22 protein-coding genes and 1 pseudogene are annotated in these 23,843 nt (G+C 44.8%); 1 reads left to right on the top strand and 22 read right to left on the bottom strand.

All coding sequences use genetic code 11. The features are described from left to right. Window positions 1-85: 85 nt before the first annotated feature. The 22 genes and pseudogenes from I579_RS11185 to I579_RS11080 form a co-directional block, all read right to left on the bottom strand. A complete protein-coding gene (locus I579_RS11185) occupies window positions 86-820 on the bottom strand; it encodes a metallophosphoesterase (protein WP_010753513.1) in 735 nt (244 codons plus the stop codon). A 204-nt stretch (window positions 821-1,024) separates the two neighbouring features. Next, on the bottom strand, window positions 1,025-1,402 hold the full coding sequence (locus I579_RS11180) for a VOC family protein (protein WP_010753512.1): 378 nt from the start codon (window positions 1,400-1,402) through the stop codon (window positions 1,025-1,027). Window positions 1,403-1,404: 2 nt separating this feature from the next. Next, the gene (locus I579_RS11175; protein WP_010753511.1) at window positions 1,405-1,806 is read right to left on the bottom strand and encodes a DUF1149 family protein; all 402 of its coding nucleotides are present in this window, start codon (window positions 1,804-1,806) and stop codon (window positions 1,405-1,407) included. A 216-nt stretch (window positions 1,807-2,022) separates the two neighbouring features. Beyond that, entirely contained in the window at window positions 2,023-3,045 is a 1,023-nt protein-coding gene (locus tag I579_RS11170) for a SepM family pheromone-processing serine protease (protein ID WP_034810345.1), read from the bottom strand. Continuing rightward, window positions 3,035-3,529 (bottom strand): pantetheine-phosphate adenylyltransferase, encoded by a 495-nt coding sequence (gene coaD, locus I579_RS11165; RefSeq protein WP_010753509.1) that lies wholly within the window; start codon window positions 3,527-3,529, stop codon window positions 3,035-3,037. Before coaD ends, I579_RS11170 begins: the two co-directional genes overlap by 11 nt. Next, window positions 3,526-4,092, bottom strand: a pseudogene (gene rsmD, locus I579_RS11160) (16S rRNA (guanine(966)-N(2))-methyltransferase RsmD); the annotation flags it as partial. The pseudogene rsmD and the gene coaD, both read right to left, overlap by 4 nt. Before the next feature lie 77 nt (window positions 4,093-4,169). Further along, window positions 4,170-4,517 (bottom strand): YlbG family protein, encoded by a 348-nt coding sequence (locus I579_RS11155; protein WP_010753507.1) that lies wholly within the window; start codon window positions 4,515-4,517, stop codon window positions 4,170-4,172. Beyond that, window positions 4,507-4,941: a YlbF/YmcA family competence regulator gene (locus I579_RS11150; protein WP_010753506.1), complete on the bottom strand. Its 435-nt coding sequence runs from the start codon at window positions 4,939-4,941 to the stop codon at window positions 4,507-4,509. Before I579_RS11150 ends, I579_RS11155 begins: the two co-directional genes overlap by 11 nt. Further along, window positions 4,941-6,035, bottom strand: coding sequence for a CAP-associated domain-containing protein (locus I579_RS11145; protein WP_010753505.1), 1,095 nt, complete (start codon window positions 6,033-6,035; stop codon window positions 4,941-4,943). Before I579_RS11145 ends, I579_RS11150 begins: the two co-directional genes overlap by 1 nt. 160 nt (window positions 6,036-6,195) lie before the next feature. After that, a complete protein-coding gene (locus tag I579_RS11140; RefSeq protein WP_010753504.1) occupies window positions 6,196-9,621 on the bottom strand; it encodes a pyruvate carboxylase in 3,426 nt (1,141 codons plus the stop codon). 179 nt (window positions 9,622-9,800) lie between these two features. Further along, window positions 9,801-10,994 (bottom strand): FtsW/RodA/SpoVE family cell cycle protein, encoded by a 1,194-nt coding sequence (locus I579_RS11135; RefSeq protein ID WP_010753503.1) that lies wholly within the window; start codon window positions 10,992-10,994, stop codon window positions 9,801-9,803. 5 nt (window positions 10,995-10,999) lie between these two features. Further along, a complete protein-coding gene (locus tag I579_RS11130; RefSeq protein WP_010753502.1) occupies window positions 11,000-11,293 on the bottom strand; it encodes an Fpa/YlaN family protein in 294 nt (97 codons plus the stop codon). Window positions 11,294-11,696: 403 nt separating this feature from the next. Further along, window positions 11,697-13,538 (bottom strand): translational GTPase TypA, encoded by a 1,842-nt coding sequence (gene typA / locus I579_RS11125; protein ID WP_010753501.1) that lies wholly within the window; start codon window positions 13,536-13,538, stop codon window positions 11,697-11,699. Between the two features lie 190 nt (window positions 13,539-13,728). Continuing rightward, window positions 13,729-14,499, bottom strand: coding sequence for an inositol monophosphatase family protein (locus I579_RS11120; protein ID WP_010753500.1), 771 nt, complete (start codon window positions 14,497-14,499; stop codon window positions 13,729-13,731). Then, window positions 14,496-14,795, bottom strand: a complete 300-nt coding sequence (locus tag I579_RS11115; RefSeq protein ID WP_010753499.1) for a UPF0223 family protein — start codon at window positions 14,793-14,795, stop codon at window positions 14,496-14,498. The genes I579_RS11120 and I579_RS11115 overlap by 4 nt, the downstream gene beginning before the upstream one ends. A 134-nt stretch (window positions 14,796-14,929) precedes the next feature. Beyond that, the gene (gene yihA / locus I579_RS11110; protein ID WP_010753498.1) at window positions 14,930-15,517 is read right to left on the bottom strand and encodes a ribosome biogenesis GTP-binding protein YihA/YsxC; all 588 of its coding nucleotides are present in this window, start codon (window positions 15,515-15,517) and stop codon (window positions 14,930-14,932) included. 78 nt (window positions 15,518-15,595) lie between these two features. Beyond that, window positions 15,596-16,840 carry an ATP-dependent Clp protease ATP-binding subunit ClpX gene (gene clpX / locus I579_RS11105; RefSeq protein WP_010753497.1) on the bottom strand — a complete coding sequence of 415 codons (1,245 nt, stop codon included), beginning with the start codon at window positions 16,838-16,840 and terminating at the stop codon, window positions 15,596-15,598. 215 nt (window positions 16,841-17,055) lie between these two features. Next, window positions 17,056-18,339 (bottom strand): trigger factor, encoded by a 1,284-nt coding sequence (gene tig / locus I579_RS11100; protein ID WP_010753496.1) that lies wholly within the window; start codon window positions 18,337-18,339, stop codon window positions 17,056-17,058. 133 nt (window positions 18,340-18,472) lie between these two features. Then, complete coding sequence (locus I579_RS11095) at window positions 18,473-19,426, bottom strand: hypothetical protein (protein WP_010753495.1); 954 nt, start codon at window positions 19,424-19,426, stop codon at window positions 18,473-18,475. Window positions 19,427-19,456: 30 nt separating this feature from the next. Then, window positions 19,457-20,095 (bottom strand): RDD family protein, encoded by a 639-nt coding sequence (locus tag I579_RS11090; RefSeq protein ID WP_010753494.1) that lies wholly within the window; start codon window positions 20,093-20,095, stop codon window positions 19,457-19,459. Between the two features lies 1 nt (window position 20,096). Further along, on the bottom strand, window positions 20,097-21,119 hold the full coding sequence (gene sppA / locus I579_RS11085) for a signal peptide peptidase SppA (RefSeq protein WP_010753493.1): 1,023 nt from the start codon (window positions 21,117-21,119) through the stop codon (window positions 20,097-20,099). A 40-nt stretch (window positions 21,120-21,159) separates the two neighbouring features. Beyond that, window positions 21,160-21,450: a hypothetical protein gene (locus tag I579_RS11080; RefSeq protein WP_010753492.1), complete on the bottom strand. Its 291-nt coding sequence runs from the start codon at window positions 21,448-21,450 to the stop codon at window positions 21,160-21,162. Between the two features lie 564 nt (window positions 21,451-22,014). Between I579_RS11080 and glmS the strand changes: the two genes are divergently transcribed. Beyond that, window positions 22,015-23,826, top strand: coding sequence for a glutamine--fructose-6-phosphate transaminase (isomerizing) (gene glmS, locus I579_RS11075; protein WP_010753491.1), 1,812 nt, complete (start codon window positions 22,015-22,017; stop codon window positions 23,824-23,826). Window positions 23,827-23,843 lie beyond the last annotated feature (17 nt).

Raw genomic sequence — 23,843 nt, 5'->3', positions numbered from 1 at the left:
TGGTCACAACCTTTCCTATCTCGGTTATTTTACCATAAAAAAACGAGACTGAGCAGATGGCTCAATCTCGTTTCGTCCTAGTTTGCTAAATCGATGGCTGCCAAGGTCCGGTTAAATTTTGATACTCAATATCTTGCAAGATTCCTTTTTGATCAAAAATCACTCCGTGGAGACTGCCCCCAAAGACTGCCCCGCCGTCGATACCGATTTTATGATCTTGCTGCCACAAATCCGTGGTCATCATATCCCCATGAAGCGCCGGGGTAATGGTGTGCCCGAAGACGATGGTTTTTCCCGTATGGTTGGGACTTTGATGAAAGTCTTCTCTGATCCACACAAAATCATGGGGACTAGTTTTCCGCCAATCCTTTTTGTGAAGATCCACCCCCGCGTGGACAAAAACGTAAGGACCCCACTGGGCATATAACGGTCGCTCCCGCAAAAAAGCCACCAAATCCTTGTAACGACTTTTGATCATCATGGCGATTTCCGTGGGAGAATACTCTTCCCAAGCCCCTTTATGCAGCAAACTTTCAATGGTCTGGCGGCCACCATTTTGCTCATACAACGCCCCTACATCTTCCGGTCGGTCGAGAAAATACAAAAACAGCTCTTCATGATTGCCCATGAGATACACTGCCCCTTGCTCTTCCACCAGCTTTTTCCCCAATAAAAAGCTCTCCTTCACCTGGGGGCCGCGATCGTTTAAATCCCCCATCAGGATCAACTGGTGCAAGCTGGGGTCACAGTAATCCACTACTTTTGTGAACAAATCATACATGCCATGGACATCCCCAATGGCAAAAACATAAGGCTTCAAAACTTCGCCACCTCCTTGTTTGTTCTTTCATTTAGTGTACGCCCTTTCCAAAAGAAAAGCGAAGAATTCCCCCTGATAGTTACTTTCCGGCAATGACTGAACACAAGCTTCCGATTATCTGATTAAAAAAAAGCCACCGGCCAAAAAAGTTTGGTCAGTGGCGTGTTTAGCTTTAGCTATTGTAATGCGAGATTCTGCTAATTCTTACTGATTCGGTCCGCTGACGGCGAAATAATTGCCCTCGGGATCGGCAAAGTTGAAAATCAACTGTTCTCCTAACTGCACCATTTCCCCTAAGGTCACGTTTAAAACTTGCATCCGCTGATACAAATCCAACACATCCGTGGCCGTAAAGAGAATCGACGGCGCCGCGATATTCACTTCAGGAGAGTGGCTTTGAACATAATTCAAATCATACAAGACCAAGTGCAAGTTGCTCTCAGTGCTTGGCGCGATTTCCAAGACCAATGTGCCGTCTGCTTCGGATTCTTCCAAAATTACAAAGCCCAAACTTTCCCAAAAAGCTCCGGCTGCTGCCACGTCCGTCACATACAACATTACTTGGGTTTCATCGGTAAACATGCTTATTCCTCCGCTTCTGCTAAGGTAGCATCCGCTTGAAAGTTCAGCTTCAAACCAGGTTCGTCAGTGGCGATTTCCGTCACTTCATAGCTGATTCGTTCCACCAAATCAAACAAAGGCGCCACGATGATGTCGATTTCTTCTTTTGTCAAATCCTCTTGTTGGGTGATTTTCCGGTTGAGAATGTGATTGATCTGACTGATTTGTCCGGAAAGCACATATTCTTTAAACGCTAAGACAAATTCCAAGCGGGCCCCTAAAATGCTGTTTTCTTTCGGATAGTTCGGATCATTGGACTCCAATGGGGCAAAGCCCACGTTTAATTTTGTTTCGTATTCTTGATCTGGTATCCGTTGATCGTAATGATAAGCTTCTACCATGGGTTTTTGACGTTTGATTTCCACCTTGTACTTCCTCCTTATTTGCGCTACAAATTCTGCTACCAAAAATTATACCATACTCCTAAAAAGAATTTTGGAAAAAGTCCGTGAAGGTTCCTGAGAAAAGAAAAAAAGTCAAACAATCCCGGTCTTCTTCCGTAAGCTTTCCCAGGTTCTTTTACGAAAGCTTACTGCCGCCGATTGTTTGACTTTTTTCACTGATTTTTTAAGCGAGTCCCTTTAGTTCATTTGTTCCAAATAAGCCACGGCATCCGCCAAAGTACCCACGGGGACGATTTTCATATCCGTACCGAGTTTTTTCGCCGCAGCTTTGGCTTCTTCGTAGTTCGTATCTTCTTTTGAGCTACCTTTCGGGGCAAAGAAGACTTTGGCGCCACTTTCAGAAGCGGAAGCGACTTTCTTGTCAATGCCACCGATTTGCCCCACAGTGCCGTCTGCCTCCATGGTCCCGGTACCGGCAATGTCTAGCCCTTTACGCAAATCTTTGCCGACTAATTGTTGGTAGATTTCCAAAGTAAACATCAAGCCCGCAGAAGGCCCGCCAATATTGTCCACATCAAATTTAATGGATTCAGCGGTTTTGATTTCCGTGTGACTCGTTAAGCTAATGCCAATTCCGGCCTTGCCTTCGTTGGGTTTTGGCAAAGCGATCAGCTTACCGCTGGCTTCTTTTTCTTTTCCATCGTGAAGATAGGTCACGGTGACGGTGTCTCCCACAGTTTGCCCGTGAACGTAAGCCACTAATTCATCGGCACTGGCAAAGCTTTTCCCATTGACTTTCGTCACCGTGTCCCCCACGGCGATTTTGCCGTAAAACGTCGAGTTTGGTTCCACCGACATGACGTAGACTCCTAAGTAACTCATTTCATAAGGCTTTCCCGCTAATTTCATGGCCTGCTCAATGGCTGCATTTTGAGAAGATTCCATGTAATAAGCCTGCATTTGGTCATACTCTTCCGTAGTGGCTCCACCCATCAAGGCTTCTTTTGAAACCACTTCTTCAAAGTCCGAAAACTTGGCTTTCGCAGCGGTCAAGACCGTGGCCTGGCGAATCCCCACGGAAGTCAGCGAAAAGGAACCAGAAAAGTCATCTTCCTTGTCATTCACCGTAATCAACTCCGACAAATCAATCGTCGCTCCCGGCCCTTCCACATAATAGGGAATGGGCACGATCACACAGGCAATCGCCACTAGCGCCGCCAAAAGTAAGAGCAGTCTTTTTACCGAAAATTTATTTTTCAAGAGAATCACGCTTTCTAAGCATCGCTTGGTAGATTGGTTCTGGCAAATACTCCGCCACGTCGCCGCCAAAAAGCACTACTTCTTTTAGCAAACTAGAGCTAATATGGGCGTACTGAGGATTGGCCAATAAAAAGACGGTCTCTAACTCCTGATCCAAATGACGATTCATCGCCATAATGTCTTTTTCGTATTCATAATCTTTCATACTACGAATTCCACGAAGCAAGAAATTCGCCCCCATCTTTTTGGCATAGTCCACCGTCAGTTCACTAGTTTGAGCTTCCACCCGGACATTGGACAAATGAGCCACACTGGCTTTAATCAGTTCTTGGCGCTCACTAGGCGTAAACCAGTTCTTTTTTCCGGTGTTCACAAAGACGCCTAAGATGACTTCATCAAAAATCCGGGCTCCTCTTTCCACCGTATCCAAATGGCCCATGGTAAAGGGGTCAAAGCTCCCCGGAAACAAAGCGATTTTTTTCATTCTGCGTCCTCCTCAAAATCATAAATCGTCACCGACGTAATGCCATAAATCTGGTGTCTGCGCTGGTTCAAGTGCCCAATGCTTTCTGGGAGAACCACTTTTTTATCCATTTCACAGACCACCACGGCATCCGGAGCTAAAAGGTCTAAATCTTGTAGTTCTTGTAATTGCTTTGCCAATTCCTGCTGAGCATAAGGAGGATCCAGTAGTACCAAGTCCACTTTTATGCCGGCTTCCGCCAATTTTTGCAAAGCTACTTGGGCGGTCAATTTCCATAAGACGAAGCGTTCTTCGGCCTTCGTCAAAGCAACATTTTCTTTGATTACTTTCATGGCCGGATAACTGCGGTCCACTAAGTACGCCTGCTCCATTCCCCGGGAGACCGCTTCAATCCCCAGACCGCCACTGCCACTAAAAAGGTCCAAGCAGATACCCCCATCAAAATAAGGACCAATCATATTAAAGATTGACTCTTTCACTTTATCCGTCGTAGGCCGGGTATTGTCCCCAGCCAAACTCTTTAGCCGGCGACCACGAAATTCACCAGAAATCACTCTCATGTCTTTATCCTGCTTTCTTTTTACTCAATTAGTCTCAACAAAAAAGGCGGTTTCGGTTCTTGTGAGAACCCCGCCTTTTCTTACACATTTTCTGCTAAACGAATCCGGGTGGACAGCTCTTCTACTTCAAAGCCTTCATCCACTTCTTGATACGCCGCTTTCGTTCCGATTTTATCGGCAAAATTCATTTCCACATCCGGACGATAGGATGGTTCCACGCTGCGAACAAAATGCAGCTTTTGAATTTTCGCCAGATTTTCTTCGTAGCGCTCTTCGTCTAAATACAAATAGACATATTTCATCTTCCGGGAGACATAGTAAACAAAGCCGTATCGCTTCAAGTTTTTCAACTGTTTCAAGCTATACACCCAAACGACTAATCCTCGTCTCGGGTTGATTTCAAATCCCGCTGTCTGATCAACTTCCATGGCAATTCCCTCCACAACTACTAGCAGACGAGCCGGTTTCAAAAAACGGATTCCCCGCTGCTACTTTTATCTCTTCATCGATGGCACCGGCGATGGCCCCACCGATTTCATCCAATAATCCTTGTAAATTCGTCTCGGCTACCCGAAACTCACTGACACTTGGCGTCAAGTCTAATTCTCGCTTGGCCTGCATGACACTTTTAAGGCTGTCTTGATAGCCAGGAGCATATTTCCCGTAGGCTTGCAGCTCTTCATAACGGCGCTTTTTCTCGCCAAAAGTGCGCTTGGCCGCCACTGCCGCTTCATCTTCAGTTAAAAGCTGTTTTTTCGCCAAATACTGGCGAAAAATTGCCGCCTCTTGAATGGCTCCTAAAACCTGATCGATTTGATCATCGATTGCGAGCATTTTTTCATCGTAAATCACTAGTCACTATCCTCGGTTTCTGCTACATCTTCAAATAAGATTACCATATTCTGTTGGGAGATGCCAATAGCGATTGCTTGTTTCTGCTCTTCCATAAAACGAGCGTGCATATAAGGATCACTGTACCAGGACAAAATCTGAAACGTCAGATCATAACACGGCGTCTCAAAAAAGCCTTGAATATCTGCCACTCCCACGGCTTTGGCCAAATCGGTAAACTCACTTCCTGTCACTATAAAGACCTCATTGCTGGCATCTTCGGTCACTTTTCGAAAACTCTCATAGCGACTCTCGGACAAATGCTTTTGCGGATTCTTCAAAAAGCGTGTCAAAAAGTCCCGACCTTGGCCTTGCAACGTATAGGTGGTTTCATACAAAGGCAGCTCTTCTTGAAGGCGCAAGGCGTTCAACAATTGAAACCCTTGATCGATTTTGGCCTGATTGATCTCCCCCCACTCCGTCGCTTGAGCTTTCATCGCCGGTACTTCACCAGAAATCAAATTATAAGGAGCCAATTTCAACAGCATATCCTTGGTCAAATACATGACACCGTACAGCTCCGAATTGCGATTAAAGAACAAGATGCCGTATACCCCATTATCAAAAACCAACAGTGGACGATAATTCAAATCTTCTTCCATGAGTTCGATTTGGATTTCTGCACCTTCATCGTCAATGGTGAAATTGGGGAACAACATGGTAATCGCTGCTAAGTCTCCCATGCTCATATTTAAGGAAAAAGGCGCTATCTCTTGCCCATCGATACCCGTACTCTTAATAGCGACGACTTTTCCATCTTCACTATTCACTTCTAAAAAACCGGTTTCCTCCGTTTCATAGCGGCTAATGGTGAAACCGTAGCCTGAATCATAACTGATGATCGGTGCGCCATGAGTCTTTTCAAAGTCTTTTAGAGAACTCCCAATCTCCGTAGCGAAGCCTTCTGCTGCCACTGGATCGGCTTGCATATTGGTAATGGTCCCTTCCCCGGTTGCCTGAGACTCATGGGGCCGAATCGTCTGAGCCTGCCTCGGAAAAAACACCGGCTGCAAGTACACCACTAACAGTGCTAAAATTAAAAAAACAAAAAACATCAATCGCCTCTTCAAACCGGGCCCTCCTCTAAACTCTCTATCTATCTATGATACACCAAGGGTTCCCAAAAGAGAACAGCCGCCTCTCGCTAAGAAAGAGTCTTTTAAAAAACTATAAAAAGAGGTTGGCGTCACGCGCCAACCTCTTTTCTTACCATTTTTATTTTTCCACCACTTCAATTAGCAAATCGTCTTGGGCGATGGTTTCCCCGGCTTCCACATAAATGTGTTTGACCTCCCCGTCGTAGCGAGCTTCAATAGCCGTTTCCATCTTCATCGCTTCCGTGACCATCAAGGTATCCCCTTGTTTTACCCGGTCGCCTTTTTTCACGAAGATTTCTAAAACAGAACCTGGCATGGTGGCACCGATTTGTTCTTTATTGGTTGGTTCGGCTTTCCGTTTTGTTTGGATTGCACTCTTAATGGCAGTATCCTTAATCAGAATTTCTCGCCGTTGACCATTCAAGTTAAAGAACAGAGTCCGATTACCCTCGATATCCGGTTCACCGATTTCATCCAAGCGAATAATCAAAATTTTCCCTTTTTCGATTTCCACGTTAATGGTTTCACCTAAGCGCATACCACTGAAGAAGGTCGGTGTATCAAGCATAGTCACATCTGCAAACATATTGTAAGCCGTTTGGTAATCTAAGAAGACTTGGGGATACATCAAGTAGCTTAAGACTTCCTTTTGTTTTGGTTCATACCCGATTTTTTCGGCTAATTCAGCTTTCACCTCAGCGAAGTCCACCGGCGCCGCCAATGCTCCCGGGCGTTCGGTAAAGGCAGGACGGCCTTTTAAGATGATTTGTTGCAACTTCTTAGGGAAGCCCCCCACTGGTTGGCCTAATTCCCCTTGGAAGAAGGTCACTACAGACTCAGGGAAATTGTACTCCAAGCCATTTTCGTAAACATCTTCTTCGGTCAAGTTGTTCTGAACCATGAACAAGGCCATGTCTCCCACGACTTTGGAAGATGGGGTAACTTTCACGATATCCCCAAACATCATATTTACCGTATGATACATGGTTTTGACTTCTTCCCATTGATCCCCTAGGCCCACAGCTTTCGCTTGAACTTGAAGATTGGAGTATTGTCCTCCTGGCATCTCATGGGTGTAGACCTCCGCATGGGGACTGTTTAAACCATTTTCAAAAGGCTTGTAGTACATGCGCACATCTTCCCAGTAGTGGTTAATCTGCTGGGCATTGTTAATATTGATCTTTGGCTGACGCTTGTCGTCCGCCAAAGCATAGTAGAGACTTGCCATTCCCGGCTGACTAGTCGAAGCGCTCATAGCTCCCGTAGCCACGTCTACGATATCCACCCCTGCTTGAGTCGCCGCAGAATAAGTGATAATGCCATTCCCAGAAGTATCATGGGTATGCAAGTGAATCGGTAAGTCTACAGTCGCTTTTAACTCGCTGATTAAGCGATACGCTGCGCGAGGTTTTAACAAGCCGGCCATATCTTTAATGGCGATAATATGGGCCCCCAGGTTTTCTAATTCCTTGGCCATGTCTTTGTAGTATTGAACGGTGTATTTGTCTCGAGTTGGATCATTGATATCCCCGGTGTAGCAAATCGCCGCTTCCGCAATCTTCCCAGTGTCCCGCACTGCTTGAATCGAGCGTTCCATTTGCGGTACCCAGTTCAAACTATCAAAAATTCGGAAGACATCGATCCCTTGCGCCGCAGACTCTTTGATAAATTCCACCAAAACATTGTCGGGATAATTGGAGTAACCCACTGCATTGGATCCTCTAAAGAGCATTTGCAACAAGGTGTTTGGCATTAATTTACGAATCATGCGTAGCCGTTGCCATGGATCTTCATTTAAGAAACGATAAGCGACATCAAAAGTCGCTCCCCCCCACATTTCACTGGAGAACAATTGGGGCAAAGCTTTTTCCGTTAAGTCAGCAATCTTGCTAAAGTCCTTGGTTCGCACTCGGGTAGCCAAGAGACTTTGATGGGCATCCCGGAAAGTCGTATCCGTTAAAAGTAGTTCTTTTTGGTCTTTGATCCAAGAAACCACTGCATCAGCGCCTTCTTCATCCAAGACATTTTTAGCAGAACGATGATCTAAGGTAATCAGCTTTTTAGGCACTCGAGGTTCTTCAAAGTAACGCTTCTTGTTCTTTTCAATCCCCGGGAAGCCATTAACGGTGATTTCGCCGATGTACTTCATGGTTTTATTGCCCCGGTCGCGCAAACGAGGGAATTCAAATAATCCCGGAGTATTGTCGATAAAGGTCGTCTTCGCATCCCCGGTTTGGAAATTCGGGTGATTGATCACATTTTGCATAAAAGGAATATTGGTTTTAACGCCTCGAATCCGAAACTCCCGCAAGCAGCGTTGCATCTTTTGAATCGCTTGACCAAAAGTCGCCCCAAAGGTACAAACCTTCACCAATAGTGAATCGTAGTAAGGAGTTACCACGGCTCCTGCATACGCGTTCCCTACGTCTAGGCGGACACCAAAGCCCCCTGGAGAACGATAAGTATCGATTTTCCCGGTATCCGGCATGAAATTGTTCAAAGGATCTTCAGTGGTAATCCGGCACTGGACAGCCGCCCCTTTAAATTGGATATCCTTTTGCGCGGGAATCCCAATATCTTGGTGCAAGTCTTTGCCTTGGGCGATTAAAATCTGAGAAGTCACAATATCCACGTCGGTAATCATTTCCGTAATGGTATGTTCCACTTGAACTCGGGGATTGACCTCGATAAAGTAGAATTTGTCTCCTTCTACCAAAAATTCCACCGTACCGGCATTCACATAACCTACATGTTTCATTAATTGCACGGCGGCATCACAAATGGTCTGCCGTTGTTCACTGGTCAGTGAAACACAAGGTGCTACTTCCACGACTTTTTGATGGCGCCGTTGTACCGAGCAGTCCCGTTCAAATAAGTGGACCACATTTCCGTGACTGTCCCCTAAGATTTGGACTTCGATATGCTTCGGATTGCCAATGTATTTTTCCACATAGACTTCATCAGAACCAAAGGCAGCCTTGGCTTCACTTTTGGCTCGTTCATATCCGTCTCTAGCTTCTTTTTCATCTCGGGCAACTCGCATTCCGCGACCGCCACCACCTAAAGCGGCTTTAATCATAATCGGGTAATCATGATCATTGGCGAATTCCAGAACTTCTTCAATAGAAGCCACAGGACCGTCTGTACCTGGAATCGACTGGATACCTGCGTCGATGGCTGCTTGTTTTGCCTTGATTTTGTCCCCAAAAATATCCAAGTGGTGAATGGAAGGCCCGATAAAGATGATGCCTTCTTCCTGACAACGCTTCGCAAAATCCAAGTTTTCCGATAAGAAACCATAGCCCGGATGGATGGCTTCCGCCCCGGAGTCTTTCGCAATACGGATGATGTCGTCAATGTCCAAGTAAGCATCAATCGGTTTTTTCCCTTTGCCCACTAAGTAGGCTTCATCGGCCTTAAAGCGGTGCACCGAATACTCATCCTCAGCCGCATAAATCCCCACTGTTTTAATTTTCAACTCGCTACAGGCCCGAAAGACCCGAATTGCAATTTCGCCCCGATTGGCCACAAGAACTTTTTTCATTTAACCACTCCTTTAAGTTTACCGCCTAAGCCCAACCTCGACCTCGGCTTGATGAATTTCACAACGCTTGTTTCTCACAGGTTTTGGAAAATTTTGACAGTTTTGCTTACAGAAAAAACCCGTCATCCTGTTGGGGAATATTGGGTTTTGCCTGTTCTAAAGCTATTTACGATAGGCGATTACTCGCTTATCACTGCGTATTTCTTGCGTTTTTCCTCTGCGCTGATATTTAATACAAAGCCGATACAAATCGACAGCATTAACAAACTGGAACCACCTTGACTCAAGAACGGGAATGTTACCCCGGTCAATGGGATGATGCCTAAGACCCCGCCCAAGTTGACGAAGATCTGCACCAAGAACAACGCACCGATGCCGATACACATCAATGAATTAAAAGGATCCGTGGAGCGAATGCCCACTAAAAAGATCCGTGCTACCATGTAAAAGATGATAATCAAGACCAAAATGGCCACGAGATAGCCTAATTCTTCCACCACAATGGCGAAAATGTAGTCCGTATGGGGAAATTCCAAAAAGCCTTTCTTTTGGATACTATTTCCTAACCCGCGACCGAAAAGTCCACCATTGAAAAAGGCGTAATACCCATTTACCAACTGATGCCCTTTATCGTAGACATATTCAAAAGGATCTTGATAGACGATGAAACGTTCTAATACGTGACTAAAAGGCAAGCTATCAAGCTTATCCCCTAGTTTTTCTCCGAGAAGTCCCAATGCTTTAATGACCCCTACGGAAAAGAGCGTGCCGATAACACCGGTGAAAATCGTATAGAGATAATTCACCCCACTGGCTAAGAGCATGATGATCAAAATCAAAATAATGATTGCGGCATTTCCCAAGTCCGGCATGGCTACAATAACCAAAGCTGCGGCAAAAATTGCAATTGCCGGCCGGCCCACTTGGGACCAGTACTTGCCTCGGACATTAATCAACGCTTGGCGACCGTAAAACTTCACGGAAAGATACCAAATGGTGACGATTTTGAAGAACTCTGCCGGCTGAATCGTCCCTACTCCGGGAATGCGAATCCAACCATAGGCCCCATTCGCCGTGTAATTATTGAAGAAACGGGTATAGATTAAAATGGCCAACATGATAAAGTAAATCACGTTTATCAATTTATCGTTTTTTAGGAACTGGGTTTTGAGCTTGTAAATCACCCCGATGATCACCAAACTAATGACAAAGAAAATCGTTTGGTTACGCACCAAGCCCATGGGACTCTTCCCATCTACCAACTGTAAATAAGAAGTGGAACTGTAGACCATCACTAAACCAAAAATACATAAGACCAAATAAGGAATCAAAATGCTATAGTCCAGTAAATGGCGTTTTTTTAATTTTGGCACAAGGATTAAACCTCCTTGTTGCTGTCAGTTTTCTGATTCTCGTAGACTTCACTGTATAAACGATTCAATTCCCGCTCTAAATCCGCGAGCAACTGATGCCCGGTATCTCCTGGGACGAGTCCCAAACGTACTGCATACGCCACCTGCCGGGAGAAACCATACATTTGTGTATCAACCACTTCCTCAAAGGCCTTGCATTGAGAAATACACTGACTATTCTTTTGATTTTCGATCAGTTTTTTGATGCGATCACCATCTTGAACCAACACTTCTAAAGCGAATTCCGGTGAAAATTCCATTCGATAGCCTTCCTTTCGGACTATTTCAAACTCGTTTGTCACAAGTATTGAGAGTTAGCATTCTTAGTTTCCCCATTATAGCATAATTCAATTTCAATTTGGATAGGAAGTCAAGAACCTTTCCCAATATTTTCAAAAAGACCATGAAATTTCCCACACTTCTTTCCAATTTTCTTCAGGGTCGCTCTTCCGTGAAACATCTACCAAATATGAAACATATCATCGAGAATTAAACTCTTTCATATCTTTTGCGTATTTTCTAAATCCCATTCTATTAGGCCTTTTTACGTTTCAGCAGAAAAGTTTTCCACACTTGAAAAATATTCAGACTGTGAATCAAGCAGCATACAAACAAAAAACCTACCGCCAAATCTGACGGTAGTTTTTTTCAAACGCTTATTGCTTATTCAGCAGCGGCAATTTTTTTCTTTTTAGAAGCTTTTTCCCGTTCATTTTTGTTCAGGATTTGTTTCCGTAAACGAATGCTTTCAGGGGTTACTTCACAGTATTCATCATCGTTCAAGAATTCCAAAGATTCTTCTAAAGTCAAAATCCGTGGACGTTTAATGACAGAAGTTTGGTCTTTATTGGCAGACCGCACGTTGGTCATTTGTTTTGCTTTGGTGATGTTTACAGTCAAGTCTTTTTCCCGAGAGTTTTCCCCTACGATCATGCCTTCGTAAACTTCGGTACCTGGTTCGACAAAGACCGTGCCCCGTTCTTCTACAGACATGATGGAGTAAGTAGTGGCTTTTCCTTGGTCGATGGAAACCAACGCACCTTGGTGACGGCCACCGATTTGACCAGGAATCATTGGCAAGTAAGCATCAAAGGTATGAGCCATAATCCCGTAGCCACGAGTCATGGACAAGAAATCAGTACTAAAACCAATCAAGCCCCGAGCTGGTACCAAGAAAATAATCCGCACTTGACCGTTGCCGGTATGGATCATATCTTGCATTTCACCTTTACGTGTTCCCAAAGCTTCGATTACTGAACCCATGTATTCTTCTGGTGTATCGATTTGCACCCGTTCGAATGGTTCGCAACGGACGCCGTCGATTTCCCGTTCGATTACTTCTGGACGAGACACTTGCAATTCAAAGCCTTCCCGACGCATGTTTTCAATCAGGATGGACAAGTGCAATTCCCCACGACCGGAAACGATCCAAGCATCTGGGGCGATGGAATCAACGCGCAAGGATACATCGGTTTGCAATTGAGAAAGCAAACGTTCTTCGATTTTTCGAGCCGTTACGAATTTCCCTTCCCGACCAGCAAATGGTGAGTTGTTCACTAAGAATGTCATTTGCAAAGTTGGTTCGTCAATATGCAAAATTGGCAACGCATCTTGATGATCGATTGGGGTTACGGTTTCGCCGACGAAGATGTCTTCCATCCCGGATACAGCAATCAAGTCCCCAGCTTTTGCTTCTTGGATTTCCAAACGTTTCAAACCGAAGAAACCGAACAATTTCGTTACCCGGAATTTCTTCACAGAACCGTCTAATTTCATCAAAGCAACTTGGTCACCAACGGCAATCTTGCCCCGGAAAACCCGGCCAATCCCGATTCGGCCAACGTATTCGTTATAGTCCAACAAAGAGACTTGGAATTGCAAAGGTTCGTCACTATTGTCCACTGGCGCTGGAATGTGTTCGATAATAGTATCGAAAATCGGTGCCATAGTGTGTTCTTGTTCTGCCGGATCATCAGATAGACTGGAAGTCCCGTTCAATGCAGAAGCATAGATTACAGGGAAGTCCAATTGATCGTCGTCGGCCCCTAATTCAATAAAGAGTTCCAAGACTTCATCTACCACGTGTTCAGGCCGTGCAGATGGTTTGTCGATTTTGTTTACTACCACGATTGGGGTCAAATGTTGTTCCAAAGCTTTTTTCAAAACGAAACGGGTTTGCGGCATGGTGCCTTCGTAAGCATCCACGACCAACAGCACGCCGTCTACCATTTTCATGATCCGTTCGACTTCGCCACCGAAGTCCGCGTGTCCTGGGGTGTCCATGATGTTGATTTTTTTATCTTTGTATTCTACCGCAGTATTCTTTGCTAAAATCGTAATGCCGCGTTCTTTTTCCAATGCATTGGAGTCCATTGCCCGTTCAGCCAATTGAGTATGGCTATCTAGGGTATCGGATTGTTTCAATAATTCATCTACCAAGGTTGTTTTCCCATGGTCGACGTGGGCGATAATGGCCACGTTGCGGATATCTTCACGTAATTTCACAGCAGTCTGCTCCTTTTCCTTAAAAAACCAGCCTATAAGGCCGGTTCTTCGTTACACGATTGTTTCACTCGACGGCTTATTATATCAGAAAGTCTTTCTGAAATATAGTGAAAATGTTTCATTTTCACAAAAACAGCCGATTCTTAAGAACTTTTTGAAAATACCTAGGTTTTATTCTAGAGAATGCCGATTAAGAGTTGGCGATTTCTAAACATTCATCATAAGCTTTTTGAGTGCCCGCCAAAAATATTTCCCGTTCTTCCAAGCCAAGGGCCCGACCGTCAATGGTAGACATGGTCAAGCCTAGCGCTTCAATCAGCACCCCACCTGGTGCGTAGTCCCAAGGAGCCAAACGAGAAATATAGGCTACTCGCCGGCCCAAGGATAAATCGATTAATTCATAACCAGCACAACCGGTCATCCGCACACCCATGGCGATTTTGCCGATTTCTTGAGTATGCCAGTCATTTCTTTGGAACATGACTTGGTTCATCCCTACTAAGCCTTCACTCAAGCTCTTGTTCACGGGAGGTGTGACCGGTTTGCCATTGCAAAAGACACCGGTTTCCTTGCCTCCATAGAGAAACTCATCTTTCATAACATTGTAAACGAAGCCCAATTGGCTCACACCGTCTTCATACAAGGCCAACATGATGCAGAAGTTTTCTTGCTCCAAGACGAAATTCATCGTGCCGTCGATTGGATCGATGATAAACACGCGACCAGATACGTCTTGCAAGTGGTCTTGGCCATTTTCTTCTCCTAGAATTTTCGCGCTAGGATCAAAAGCCATGATTTTTTCAATCAAAAAATCTTGGGTAGCTTTGTCCATGTCTGTTACGAGATCCGTGCGTCCGGATTTCGTGTCGATTTCCAATTGATCGTCAAAACTCGCCTTGATTTTCTCTCCTGCTTCGTAAACCCAGCCCTTGACTTCCTCGATAATTGCCAACTGATTCATTTTTTCCGTCCTTTCTTGGTTTCTCCACCCATTTTAAAACGTCCTGTTCCTTGTTCTTTTACCGCTTTTACGGTGTGATACAAGGAATAACCGGAACTTTTTTCAAATTCTCGACCGAGCCGGCGTTCTTCGCCAATCGCCGGGACGACTTCTTTAAATTTTTGGTAGGCCTGTAAGAAATCCGCTACTTGGACTCCTTCTTCATTGGCCGCTTCCAGTACTTCCCACATCTTCATGACCACCACCATCTCGCTGGTGCTCCAATCCAAATCTAAGGGATATTGATACTCTTGCATTTTCCTCACCTCAAACATTCTTCCTCAGTGTAACACAGGAAGGAAAAGACGCAAACTCTCTGAGCAAACAATGCCAGCTAATCATCACAAAAAAAAGAGACAACCAAACTGGCTGTCTCTTGTAAAGTATAAAATTATTCCGCCACGGCGGCTTCGATACTGGCCCAAGCTTTTTCCTTACCTTCTTTGGTCACGGAAGAAAAGATGATAAAGGTATCGCTAGGATCGAAGTCCAGCTCCCGTTTGATCACCGCTTCATGCTTGTTCCACTTACCTCGGGGGATTTTATCCGCCTTAGTCGCCACCAAAATCACCGGCAATCCGTAATACTTCAAAAACTGATACATCTGAATATCGTCTTTTGTCGGGGGATGACGCAAGTCTACCAAAGAGACCACGGCTTTCAACTGCTCTCTTTGGGTCAAGTAGGTTTCGATCATCTTCCCCCACTTTGCCCGTTCCGTCTTGGAAACTTTTGCATAGCCGTAGCCCGGCACATCCACAAAGTAAAGACTATTTTCAATCAAGTAAAAGTTCAGCGTTTGGGTTTTTCCCGGTTTGGAAGAAATCCGTGCCAATTTCCGGCGATCAATCAACGTATTGATAAAAGAGGACTTCCCCACATTGGAGCGTCCCGCCAAAGCGATTTCTGGTAATTGGCTTTCTGGGTATTGCGCAGGAGAGACCGCACTAATGACGATTTCTGCATTGTGAACTTTCATCGGCTCACTCCTTTCAATGATTGTTGTCATAAAAAACAGGATACAAATCAGCGGACTTGTATCCTGTCGCTTGCTCAATTAGCCGGCTTTCTTTTCAGAATTGCCGTAAACGATTTTAGGTTTCGCCCCATCGGTCACCGCTTCTTTGGTCACGATGACTTTTTCGATGGTTTCATCAGAAGGTACATCAAACATGATATCCAACATGATGTCTTCAATGATGGAACGCAAGCCCCGTGCTCCGGTATTGCGAGCAATAGCCAAGTCGGCAATCGCCTTCAAAGCTGCTGGTTCGAATTCCAATTCCGTATCATCTAAGGACAAGAGTTTGGTATATTGTTTCACCAAAGCATTCTTTGGTTCTGTCAAAATCCGAACTAAGTCTTCATTGGTCAATTTATCCAAAGCTGCCATAATTGGCAAGCGGCCGATAAATTCCGGAATCAAACCGAATTTCAACAAGTCTTCTGGGATAATATGTTGCATCACACTTTCCCCTTCTGCAAATTTCTTGTTGTCGGTACCAAAACCAATCGTCTTTTCTCCCATGCGGTTCTTCACGATGGTTTCGATGCCATCAAAGGCGCCGCCGACGATAAAGAGGATGTTGGTAGTATCGATTTGGATCATTTCTTGGTGCGGATGCTTCCGTCCCCCTTGAGGTGGCACACTCGCTTCCGTTCCTTCCAAAATCTTCAACAGAGCTTGTTGGACCCCTTCCCCGGAAACATCCCGGGTAATGGAGACATTTTCACTCTTACGGGCAATTTTATCGATTTCATCGATGTAAATAATCCCTTTTTCCGCCCGTTCCACATTGTAGTCCGCAGCTTGCAAGAGTTTCAAGAGGATATTTTCCACGTCTTCCCCTACATAGCCGGCTTCCGTCAAGCTTGTAGCATCCGCAATGGCGAATGGCACGTTCAATGACCGAGCCAACGTTTGGGCTAAGAAGGTTTTACCGGAACCAGTTGGCCCGATTAGGCAAATATTACTCTTTTGCAATTCCACGTCGTCTTCCGTGGTTTCAGCATTGACACGTTTGTAATGGTTGTACACGGCTACGGCCAATGCTTTTTTCGCCCGACCTTGACCAATTACATACTCGTTTAAGATTTCTAAGATTTCTTGTGGTCTTGGGACATCCAAGAACTCACGGGCAGCGTCTTCGTAAATCTGTTCGTCGATGATTTCTTTGCACAAATCGATACACTCGTTACAGATATATACGCCAGGACCTGCTACGATCTTACGGACTTCTTCTTGGGTTTTGCCACAGAAGGAACAACGGACAGCGTCGTTTCCGTTTGCATTATCATACATGGTCTTCACTCCTTGAAATGAACTACACAGTCGTGCTAGTTCGCTAGTAATTCTTCCATGCTCTGTGACGAGTGGACAGAATCTGACCTGAATAGTCTAAGCTATCATATCACAGTTCGAAAAAAAGCAAAAGGACTTTCCTTACGTGACAAGGGTTCCTTAATTTCTACAAACAAAAAAAGACCCCTCACAAGGAGAGGCCTTTTGTACAAGTCTTATTTTTCGACTGCAGTGCCAGTGATCAATTCTACCGCTTTTTTCATTGCGATATCGTGTTTCAACATGTCTTCAGTCAAGACGCGTTTGATTTGTTCTACTGGCATATTGTAAGCTTCAGACAATTCTTTGATTTCATTAGCGATTTCTTCTTCAGAAGCATCGATTTTTTCAGCAGCAGCGATGGCTTCGATAACCAAGTTGGTTTTCACTCGTTCGCCAGCTTCGCCTTCAAATTGAGTGTGCAAGTCTTCTTCTGTAGAACCAGTCAATTGGTAGTACATTTCAGGAGAGATTCCTTGACGTTGCATATTGTTCAAGAATTCGTCCATTGAACGGTGAACTTCATCGTGAACCATTACGTGTGGCAATTCAACGATTTCCGCATTGGCTACGGCTTTCTTGATTGCTTCTTCGTCTTTAGCGTCTTCCGCAGCTTTTTCTTTGGTTTCTTCTAATTCTTTGCGGTATTTTGCTTTTAATTCGTCTAATGTTTCAACGGTATCGTCAACGTCTTTCGCAAATTCATCGTCCAATTCAGGCAATTCTTTTGCTTTAACTTCGTGTACGACTACTTTGAAGACTGCTTCTTTACCAGCCAAGTCTTCTGCTTGATAGTCTTCAGGGAACGTTACGGTTACGTCAACATTGCTGTCTGCTTTTTGACCAACTAATTGATCTTCGAAGCCAGGAATGAATGAACCGGAACCTAATTCTAATGAATAGTTTTCGCCTTTGCCGCCTTCAAATGCAACGCCATCCACGAATCCTTCAAAGTCGATAACGACAGTGTCGCCATTTTCAGCGGCTGCGTCTTCTTTGATAACCAATTCAGCTTGTGATTGTTGTTCCCGTTCCAAACGTGCATCCACGTCAGCGTCGGTTACTTCACGGTCTTGTTTTGAAACTTCTAGGTCTTTGTATTGACCTAATTTAACTTCAGGTTTTACGGTTACTTCCGCTTTGATAACCCAATCTTCGCCAGCTTCCATGCTTTCAACATCGATTTGAGGTTGGGAAACAGGTTCAATCCCTGCTTCTTTGACAGCCGCTTCATAAGCTTCTGGTAAAACAGCGTTCAAAGCATCTTCGTAAAGAGCTGCTTCGCCGTACATTTTATTGAAGACTTGACGACTTACTTTTCCTTTACGGAAGCCAGGTACGTTCAAGTTTCCTTTTACTTTATTGAAGGCTTGTGTCAAACCTTTTTGGACTTCTACTTGTGGAATTGAAAAAGTCAACACACCATCGTTGGTGCCTGTTTTTTCCCATTTTGCAGTCATGTTTTTCCCTCCGAGTGAATAAAAAATTTTCATATGAATGTGCTTAATACATACTTTTAAATAGTACACTAAGGCCTGGAAATTGTAAACATTTTAGATGAGATACCTGGCTTTTTTTGCGCTTTTTTCATTCTTAGAGCTGGATTTGCAGTAAGTTACGCAAGTCTTGTTTCGCCAGCTGAATCTCGGCAAAAGAGGTTAAAGATTCCGCCGGGATGCTTCCTAAGGCTACTTGATACTCTTTCCAATAACTTTCCGCCCATTCCAAAGGGGCTTTTATCTGTGGAGCAAAAGGATACGCTAAAGCAAAATGAGCCTCCACTTCTCCTTTAATACTGTCTAAAAGGATCGGATCTTCTTGCCCATGCTCTTTTTCCAAGTATTGCAACATCTGACGCAACGTCGGCAATTCCAAAGGTAGGCGCAAGTCTTTAAAGCAACAAGTCTGCGCCACTCCTTTTACATCCTGGATAACCAACTCTTCTTGATAGCCTAGCTTCACAAGTTCTTCCACTAAGCGCGGGCGCAAATAGGGATTACGCGCTTTCGCCAAAACCTCTTTGGCGATGCTGACAAAAGAAGCATAGGGCAAGCGAGCCAAGACTTCCTCCCACTTTCCTTGGGGCACAGGAAACAAGCTGCGATTGACCTGCAACAAGTATTCGCGTTTTTCCTGAACGGACTCCAGGTCATAAAAAGCAAAAACCTGTTCCAGTTGTTTCAACTCCTGTTTGGCCTGAGCAAAATCAAAATCCGCCAGTGCCGGTCGTCTAGTCGCCAAGCACAAGTACTTTCGCGCCATTAAGAAGTCTTGATGTAACAAATACAAATGAAAGAGTTGGTCAAAACCTGCTGGATCTTGGTCGTACTCCTCTTGAAATCCTTCTGCAAATTGCAATGCTCGATAAAATGCCCCTTGCTTTTCAAGACAGGAAACGATTTGGCGGTTTAATTGGTAATCCGGCACAGCCTGATAGGCCCGCTCAAAATGACTTTGTGCTTTGCCATAATCCCCTTTTTCCCATGCTGTTTTTCCAAGTTTTTCTTCTCGTTCCCGATCACTGGGAAATAAAATGGTTTGGCCCATGGCGCTCACCCCTTTTACAGATTTGAAAACTTATACCAACTCTTGATTGAAGGCTTTGATCAGATTAATCGTTACCACACTAGTCTCGCAAAAATAATCCCCCAAGTGTTGCTTGTTTTTACTAAATGCGGCAGGTAAATAGCCCACAATCCACGGAAAGCCCATTAGAATAAAGCGGCAAACCGTTTCCCGCATAAGAATCGTCGTCCAAGTCAGCTCTTTTTCACTTAAGGAAACAACTCGCAACCCAAAGACCATTTTCCCTAGGGTTTGCCCATGATTAAAGCGGGTCAAACCAGTAAAATACGCTAAGTAAATGGCGATGCTAAACAAATTGTACAACCCAAAGTAATCCCCCGTGTCCACTAGCCCGGCCAAACGATAGACCAACCCCAGCGTACTGGTGCGAATGGCAGCAATACAGATCAAATCAAACAAAAAAGCAAAACTCCGCATCCAGAATCCCGCATAAAAGTAACGAGGAAAGCCTGGTTCAGTTTCTTTCGGTTCTTCATAAGGGCGCCACTTTTTCCGTAGTTTCCGTTGTTCTTCATCCGTGGCTTTTTTTCGCCCTAAGACCTTTCTTTCATTTAAAAAAGTTTTGGGTTTTGTTGTAGGTTCTATCGTTTGAGATTGTTGTTCTTCATCTGGGTTCCACTGCTCTGTCATCTTATTCCCCTCCATAATAGTAGAGTGGTTTTGGTGACTCTGGAGTCCCTAAAGATTCCACTAAATTGACTAAGCGGCTGCTTTCAGAGAGTTTTAAGCCTTGCGCTTCCGCCAGTTTTACCCCGAGCCAAGACGAAGCAAAGCCCGTAGAACTCACTTGGTAACTCACCACTTGTGCTTGGGATAAATCTTGTTCTGTCTTTAAAGCCGCCAGAGCGTCTTCCGGGAAGCCAATTTCATCTACCAAGCCGTTTTCTTTGGCTTGGGCACCGTCATAAATCCGGCCATCCGCCAATTTCCGCACAGTTTCTTCTGGCATTTGCCGTCCTTTGGCTACCACTTTGACGAAGCGACCAAAGGCACTGTCCACATAGGCTTGCAAGACTTCTTTGTCGGCTTCTGTGGGTTCGCGGGTGCTAGAGCCAATGTCTTTTAAGGCACCGCTTTTCACCGTTGTGTCTTCAATCCCGAGCTTTTCAAACAGCCCTGCATAATTCGTCCCCGACATGATCACACCGATTGAGCCAGTTACCGTTTCTTCACTGGCGAAAATCTTATCCGCAGCGGCCGAGATATAGTAGCCACCACTTGCGGCCATTTGCTTCATACTTACATAAACAGGAATCCCGGCTTCTTTGATTGCCGCCATCTTTTTGGCAATCTCTGCACTTTCATAGACCCCGCCCCCAGGAGAATTCACTTCTAAAAGAATCCCCTTAATCTCTGGATCACTAACCGCCGCCTCTAATTCTTCTAGAAAAAGTTGGTGATCATATGTGTCACTGGAAAACAGACTACTGGAACCACTATCGGCAATCGTTCCTTCCACGGAGAGTTTTAAGATTTGCTGATTGCTATTCCCCTCTTCTACCACCGTCTTTTCCAAGTCATTGCTTCCATATAATAATTCATTGATCCCCGTTAGTTGCTCTTCTTGGGCTTGATTGTTGACTCGCTGTGTAATACCAGAAAATAGCAACAACCCCACTGCGATTGCTAAAGCCACCCATCTTCTTTGATTCATCTTGTCCTCCCTCTGTCACTTTTCAGCCACGACTTTTCTATTAGTATAGATTTTCAATCACGATCACGGTTTCTTCTGCCTCGTCTGCTTCAAACTTCTCCGCTTTTTCTGCTAAGGCATAACCAGGATAACGTTCATTGGTTAAAGGATCCGGTACCGAAAAGGTTTTAGCAGTAGCTACTTTGACTGAGCCGGGCAAAATTTCTTGCAAACTATCCCAACCGGTATCCAAAAACACTTTCGTCTCCGGAGTAATCCGGGTATCACTCGCTAAAGCCGCCACGATGGACTGTAATTCTTTAAAACTCATTGCTTGTACTTGGTTATTCATCTGTTTCCTCCAAAATAAATGACATTAAAAAACAGCTCTCTTAGAAATGATACCCTATTTAAATCCAGAAACAAAATACTTTTCAGCATTTTTCCTAAGAGGGTTCCCGCTAGAGTGTTTCTTTTCCCTCTAAAAAATTGGTCTACACGAAAAAAAGTTTTCTTTTCATCGCGATCTCGCTAAAAAATATTGTAAGCATTTTCATTACGAAATCACGAGGCTTTCCCAATCATAAAAAGGAAACACAACACGCTTCACTTGCTTAAATACTACTATACCAATTTCATTTAAATAGATTATCCATTGACACGAATACTCACAAAAGATACAATATCCATGTGTTTTTCAAAAATAAATTTCGGGAGGATAGATAGACCATTACGGATAGCGCCAGGCCTGTAAGACAGGTGACGAGGAGAGAGCTTATCGAAAGATTCGGCGGGTGGCTCTGGGGACTGCACTCCTTAGCTCAAGGCAAAACACGCTTGTGAAGGCGTGAGACAAAGACTTGGGCCGCAGGAAAAACACAGTAAAAATCGAAATCAAGAAAGTAGGATTATTTACATGTGTGGAATTGTAGGAATCGTAGGAAAACAACAGGCAGAAAACGTCTTATTGCAAGGATTGGAACGCTTGGAATACCGGGGATATGACTCCGCGGGGATCTTTGTAGCCGATCGCACTTCTAGTCACCTTGTCAAAGCCCAAGGTCGGATTCAAAACTTGGCAGACAAATTAACACCGGAAGTAACAGGAACGATTGGTATTGGTCATACGCGTTGGGCTACCCATGGCAAACCAAGCGAAGTCAATGCCCATCCCCACACTTCAGCCAGTGGACGCCTTGTCTTAGTCCACAACGGTGTCATCGAAAACTTTGACGACTTACACCAAACCTATTTAGCCAATGATGTCTTAAAAGGACAAACCGATACAGAAATCGTGGTTCACTTGATTGAAACACTGATGATTCAAGAACAGCTGTCCACAAAAGAGGCTTTCAAAAAAGCTCTTAGTCTGATTCAAGGCTCCTATGCTTTTGCCTTAGTGGACGTAAAAGACCCCACCGTGATTTATGTGGCAAAAAACAAAAGTCCCCTATTAATCGGTATCGGTGACGGCTTCAATGTCGTTTGTAGTGATGCCATGGCCATGATTGACCAAACCCATGAATTTTTGGAAATTGCCGATGGGGAAATGGTGATTGTCACCAATGACTCCGTTACAATTTATGACGCGGCAGGTCGCGGTATACAGCGAGAATCCTATCAAGCTCAGCTGGATTTAAGCGACATCGAAAAAGGTACCTACCCTTATTACATGTTAAAAGAAATCGACGAGCAACCAGCTGTAATGCGTCGCCTAGTCCAAGAATACCGGCAAGCAGACGGCGAGATTCACATTGACTCAGCACTGGTAAGTGAACTAGCCGCCAGTGACCGAGTATACATCGTGGCATGTGGCACCAGTAGTCATGCGGGATGGGCGGCCAAACGCTTTTTTGAAGAGCTGACGCAAATTCCAGTGGAAATCCACCTGTCCAGTGAATTTGGTTACAATTTACCTCTAATTTCTAAAAAACCTTTCTTTATCTATTTAAGTCAAAGTGGTGAAACGGCAGATAGTCGCCAAGTCTTGGTGAAAACCAATGAATTGGACTATCCGGCGTTGACCATTACCAACGTAGCCGGTTCTACCCTTTCCAGAGAAGCCGACCATACCCTTTTGCTTTACGCGGGACCGGAAATCGCAGTAGCTTCCACCAAAGCCTACACTGCGCAAATCGCAGTGATGGCACTGCTTGCAACGGCTGTGGGACGCACCAAAGGGCTAGCTAAAGCTACGAACTTCCCCGTCTTCCAAGAACTAGGCATCGTCGCTTCTGCCATGGAAAGCATCATTTCCGAAAAGAGTCATTTTAGCGATTTAACGGCAGAGTATTTGACCGCCACTCGCAATGCCTTTTACATCGGCCGGGGCAATGACTACTACGTCTCCATGGAAGCCGCTTTGAAACTAAAAGAAATCTCCTATATCCAAGCAGAAGGCTTTGCCGCTGGGGAATTAAAACACGGAACCATCGCTTTGATTGAAGAAGGCACACCGGTGATTGGGATTATCACCGATGAAGTCACCGGCTCCCATACCCGGGGCAATCTAAAAGAAGTGGAAAGCCGAGGCGCCAAGACCTTGGTGATTGCCAGTGAAGCTTTAGCCAAAGTCGGGGATCAAATCTTGCTCCCTCAAGTCCATCCGTATTTGACTAGCCTACTAGCAGTCTTGCCGACTCAATTACTAGCCTACTACGCTACCTTGCAACGGGGCTACGACGTGGACAAGCCACGAAACTTGGCCAAATCAGTTACCGTAGAATAGAAAAAAAGCTGCTCTTG

This window comes from Enterococcus asini ATCC 700915 (assembly GCF_000407365.1).
Classification (GTDB): Bacteria; Bacillota; Bacilli; order Lactobacillales; family Enterococcaceae; genus Enterococcus_C; species Enterococcus_C asini.
The sequence above is the reverse complement of the archived record's forward strand: the minus strand, read 5'-3'. Positions and strand labels throughout refer to the sequence as shown.

Bases quoted from the DNA above. Each gene is read 5' to 3' on its own strand.
- I579_RS11180 (WP_010753512.1), bottom strand. From the start codon at position 1,402: ATGTTTACCGATGAAACCCAAGTAATGTTGTATGTGACGGACGTGGCA.
- coaD (WP_010753509.1), bottom strand. From the start codon at position 3,529: ATGAAAAAAATCGCTTTGTTTCCGGGGAGCTTTGACCCCTTTACCATG.
- I579_RS11155 (WP_010753507.1), bottom strand. From the start codon at position 4,517: ATGGAAGTTGATCAGACAGCGGGATTTGAAATCAACCCGAGACGAGGA.
- I579_RS11145 (WP_010753505.1), bottom strand. From the start codon at position 6,035: ATGTTTTTTGTTTTTTTAATTTTAGCACTGTTAGTGGTGTACTTGCAG.
- I579_RS11140 (WP_010753504.1), bottom strand. From the start codon at position 9,621: ATGAAAAAAGTTCTTGTGGCCAATCGGGGCGAAATTGCAATTCGGGTC.
- I579_RS11130 (WP_010753502.1), bottom strand. From the start codon at position 11,293: ATGGAATTTTCACCGGAATTCGCTTTAGAAGTGTTGGTTCAAGATGGT.
- I579_RS11120 (WP_010753500.1), bottom strand. From the start codon at position 14,499: ATGAATCAGTTGGCAATTATCGAGGAAGTCAAGGGCTGGGTTTACGAA.
- I579_RS11115 (WP_010753499.1), bottom strand. From the start codon at position 14,795: ATGCAAGAGTATCAATATCCCTTAGATTTGGATTGGAGCACCAGCGAG.
- yihA (WP_010753498.1), bottom strand. From the start codon at position 15,517: ATGAAAGTTCACAATGCAGAAATCGTCATTAGTGCGGTCTCTCCTGCG.
- clpX (WP_010753497.1), bottom strand. From the start codon at position 16,840: ATGTATGATAATGCAAACGGAAACGACGCTGTCCGTTGTTCCTTCTGT.
- tig (WP_010753496.1), bottom strand. From the start codon at position 18,339: ATGACTGCAAAATGGGAAAAAACAGGCACCAACGATGGTGTGTTGACT.
- I579_RS11095 (WP_010753495.1), bottom strand. From the start codon at position 19,426: ATGGGCCAAACCATTTTATTTCCCAGTGATCGGGAACGAGAAGAAAAA.
- I579_RS11090 (WP_010753494.1), bottom strand. From the start codon at position 20,095: ATGACAGAGCAGTGGAACCCAGATGAAGAACAACAATCTCAAACGATA.
- sppA (WP_010753493.1), bottom strand. From the start codon at position 21,119: ATGAATCAAAGAAGATGGGTGGCTTTAGCAATCGCAGTGGGGTTGTTG.
- I579_RS11080 (WP_010753492.1), bottom strand. From the start codon at position 21,450: ATGAATAACCAAGTACAAGCAATGAGTTTTAAAGAATTACAGTCCATC.
- glmS (WP_010753491.1), top strand. From the start codon at position 22,015: ATGTGTGGAATTGTAGGAATCGTAGGAAAACAACAGGCAGAAAACGTC.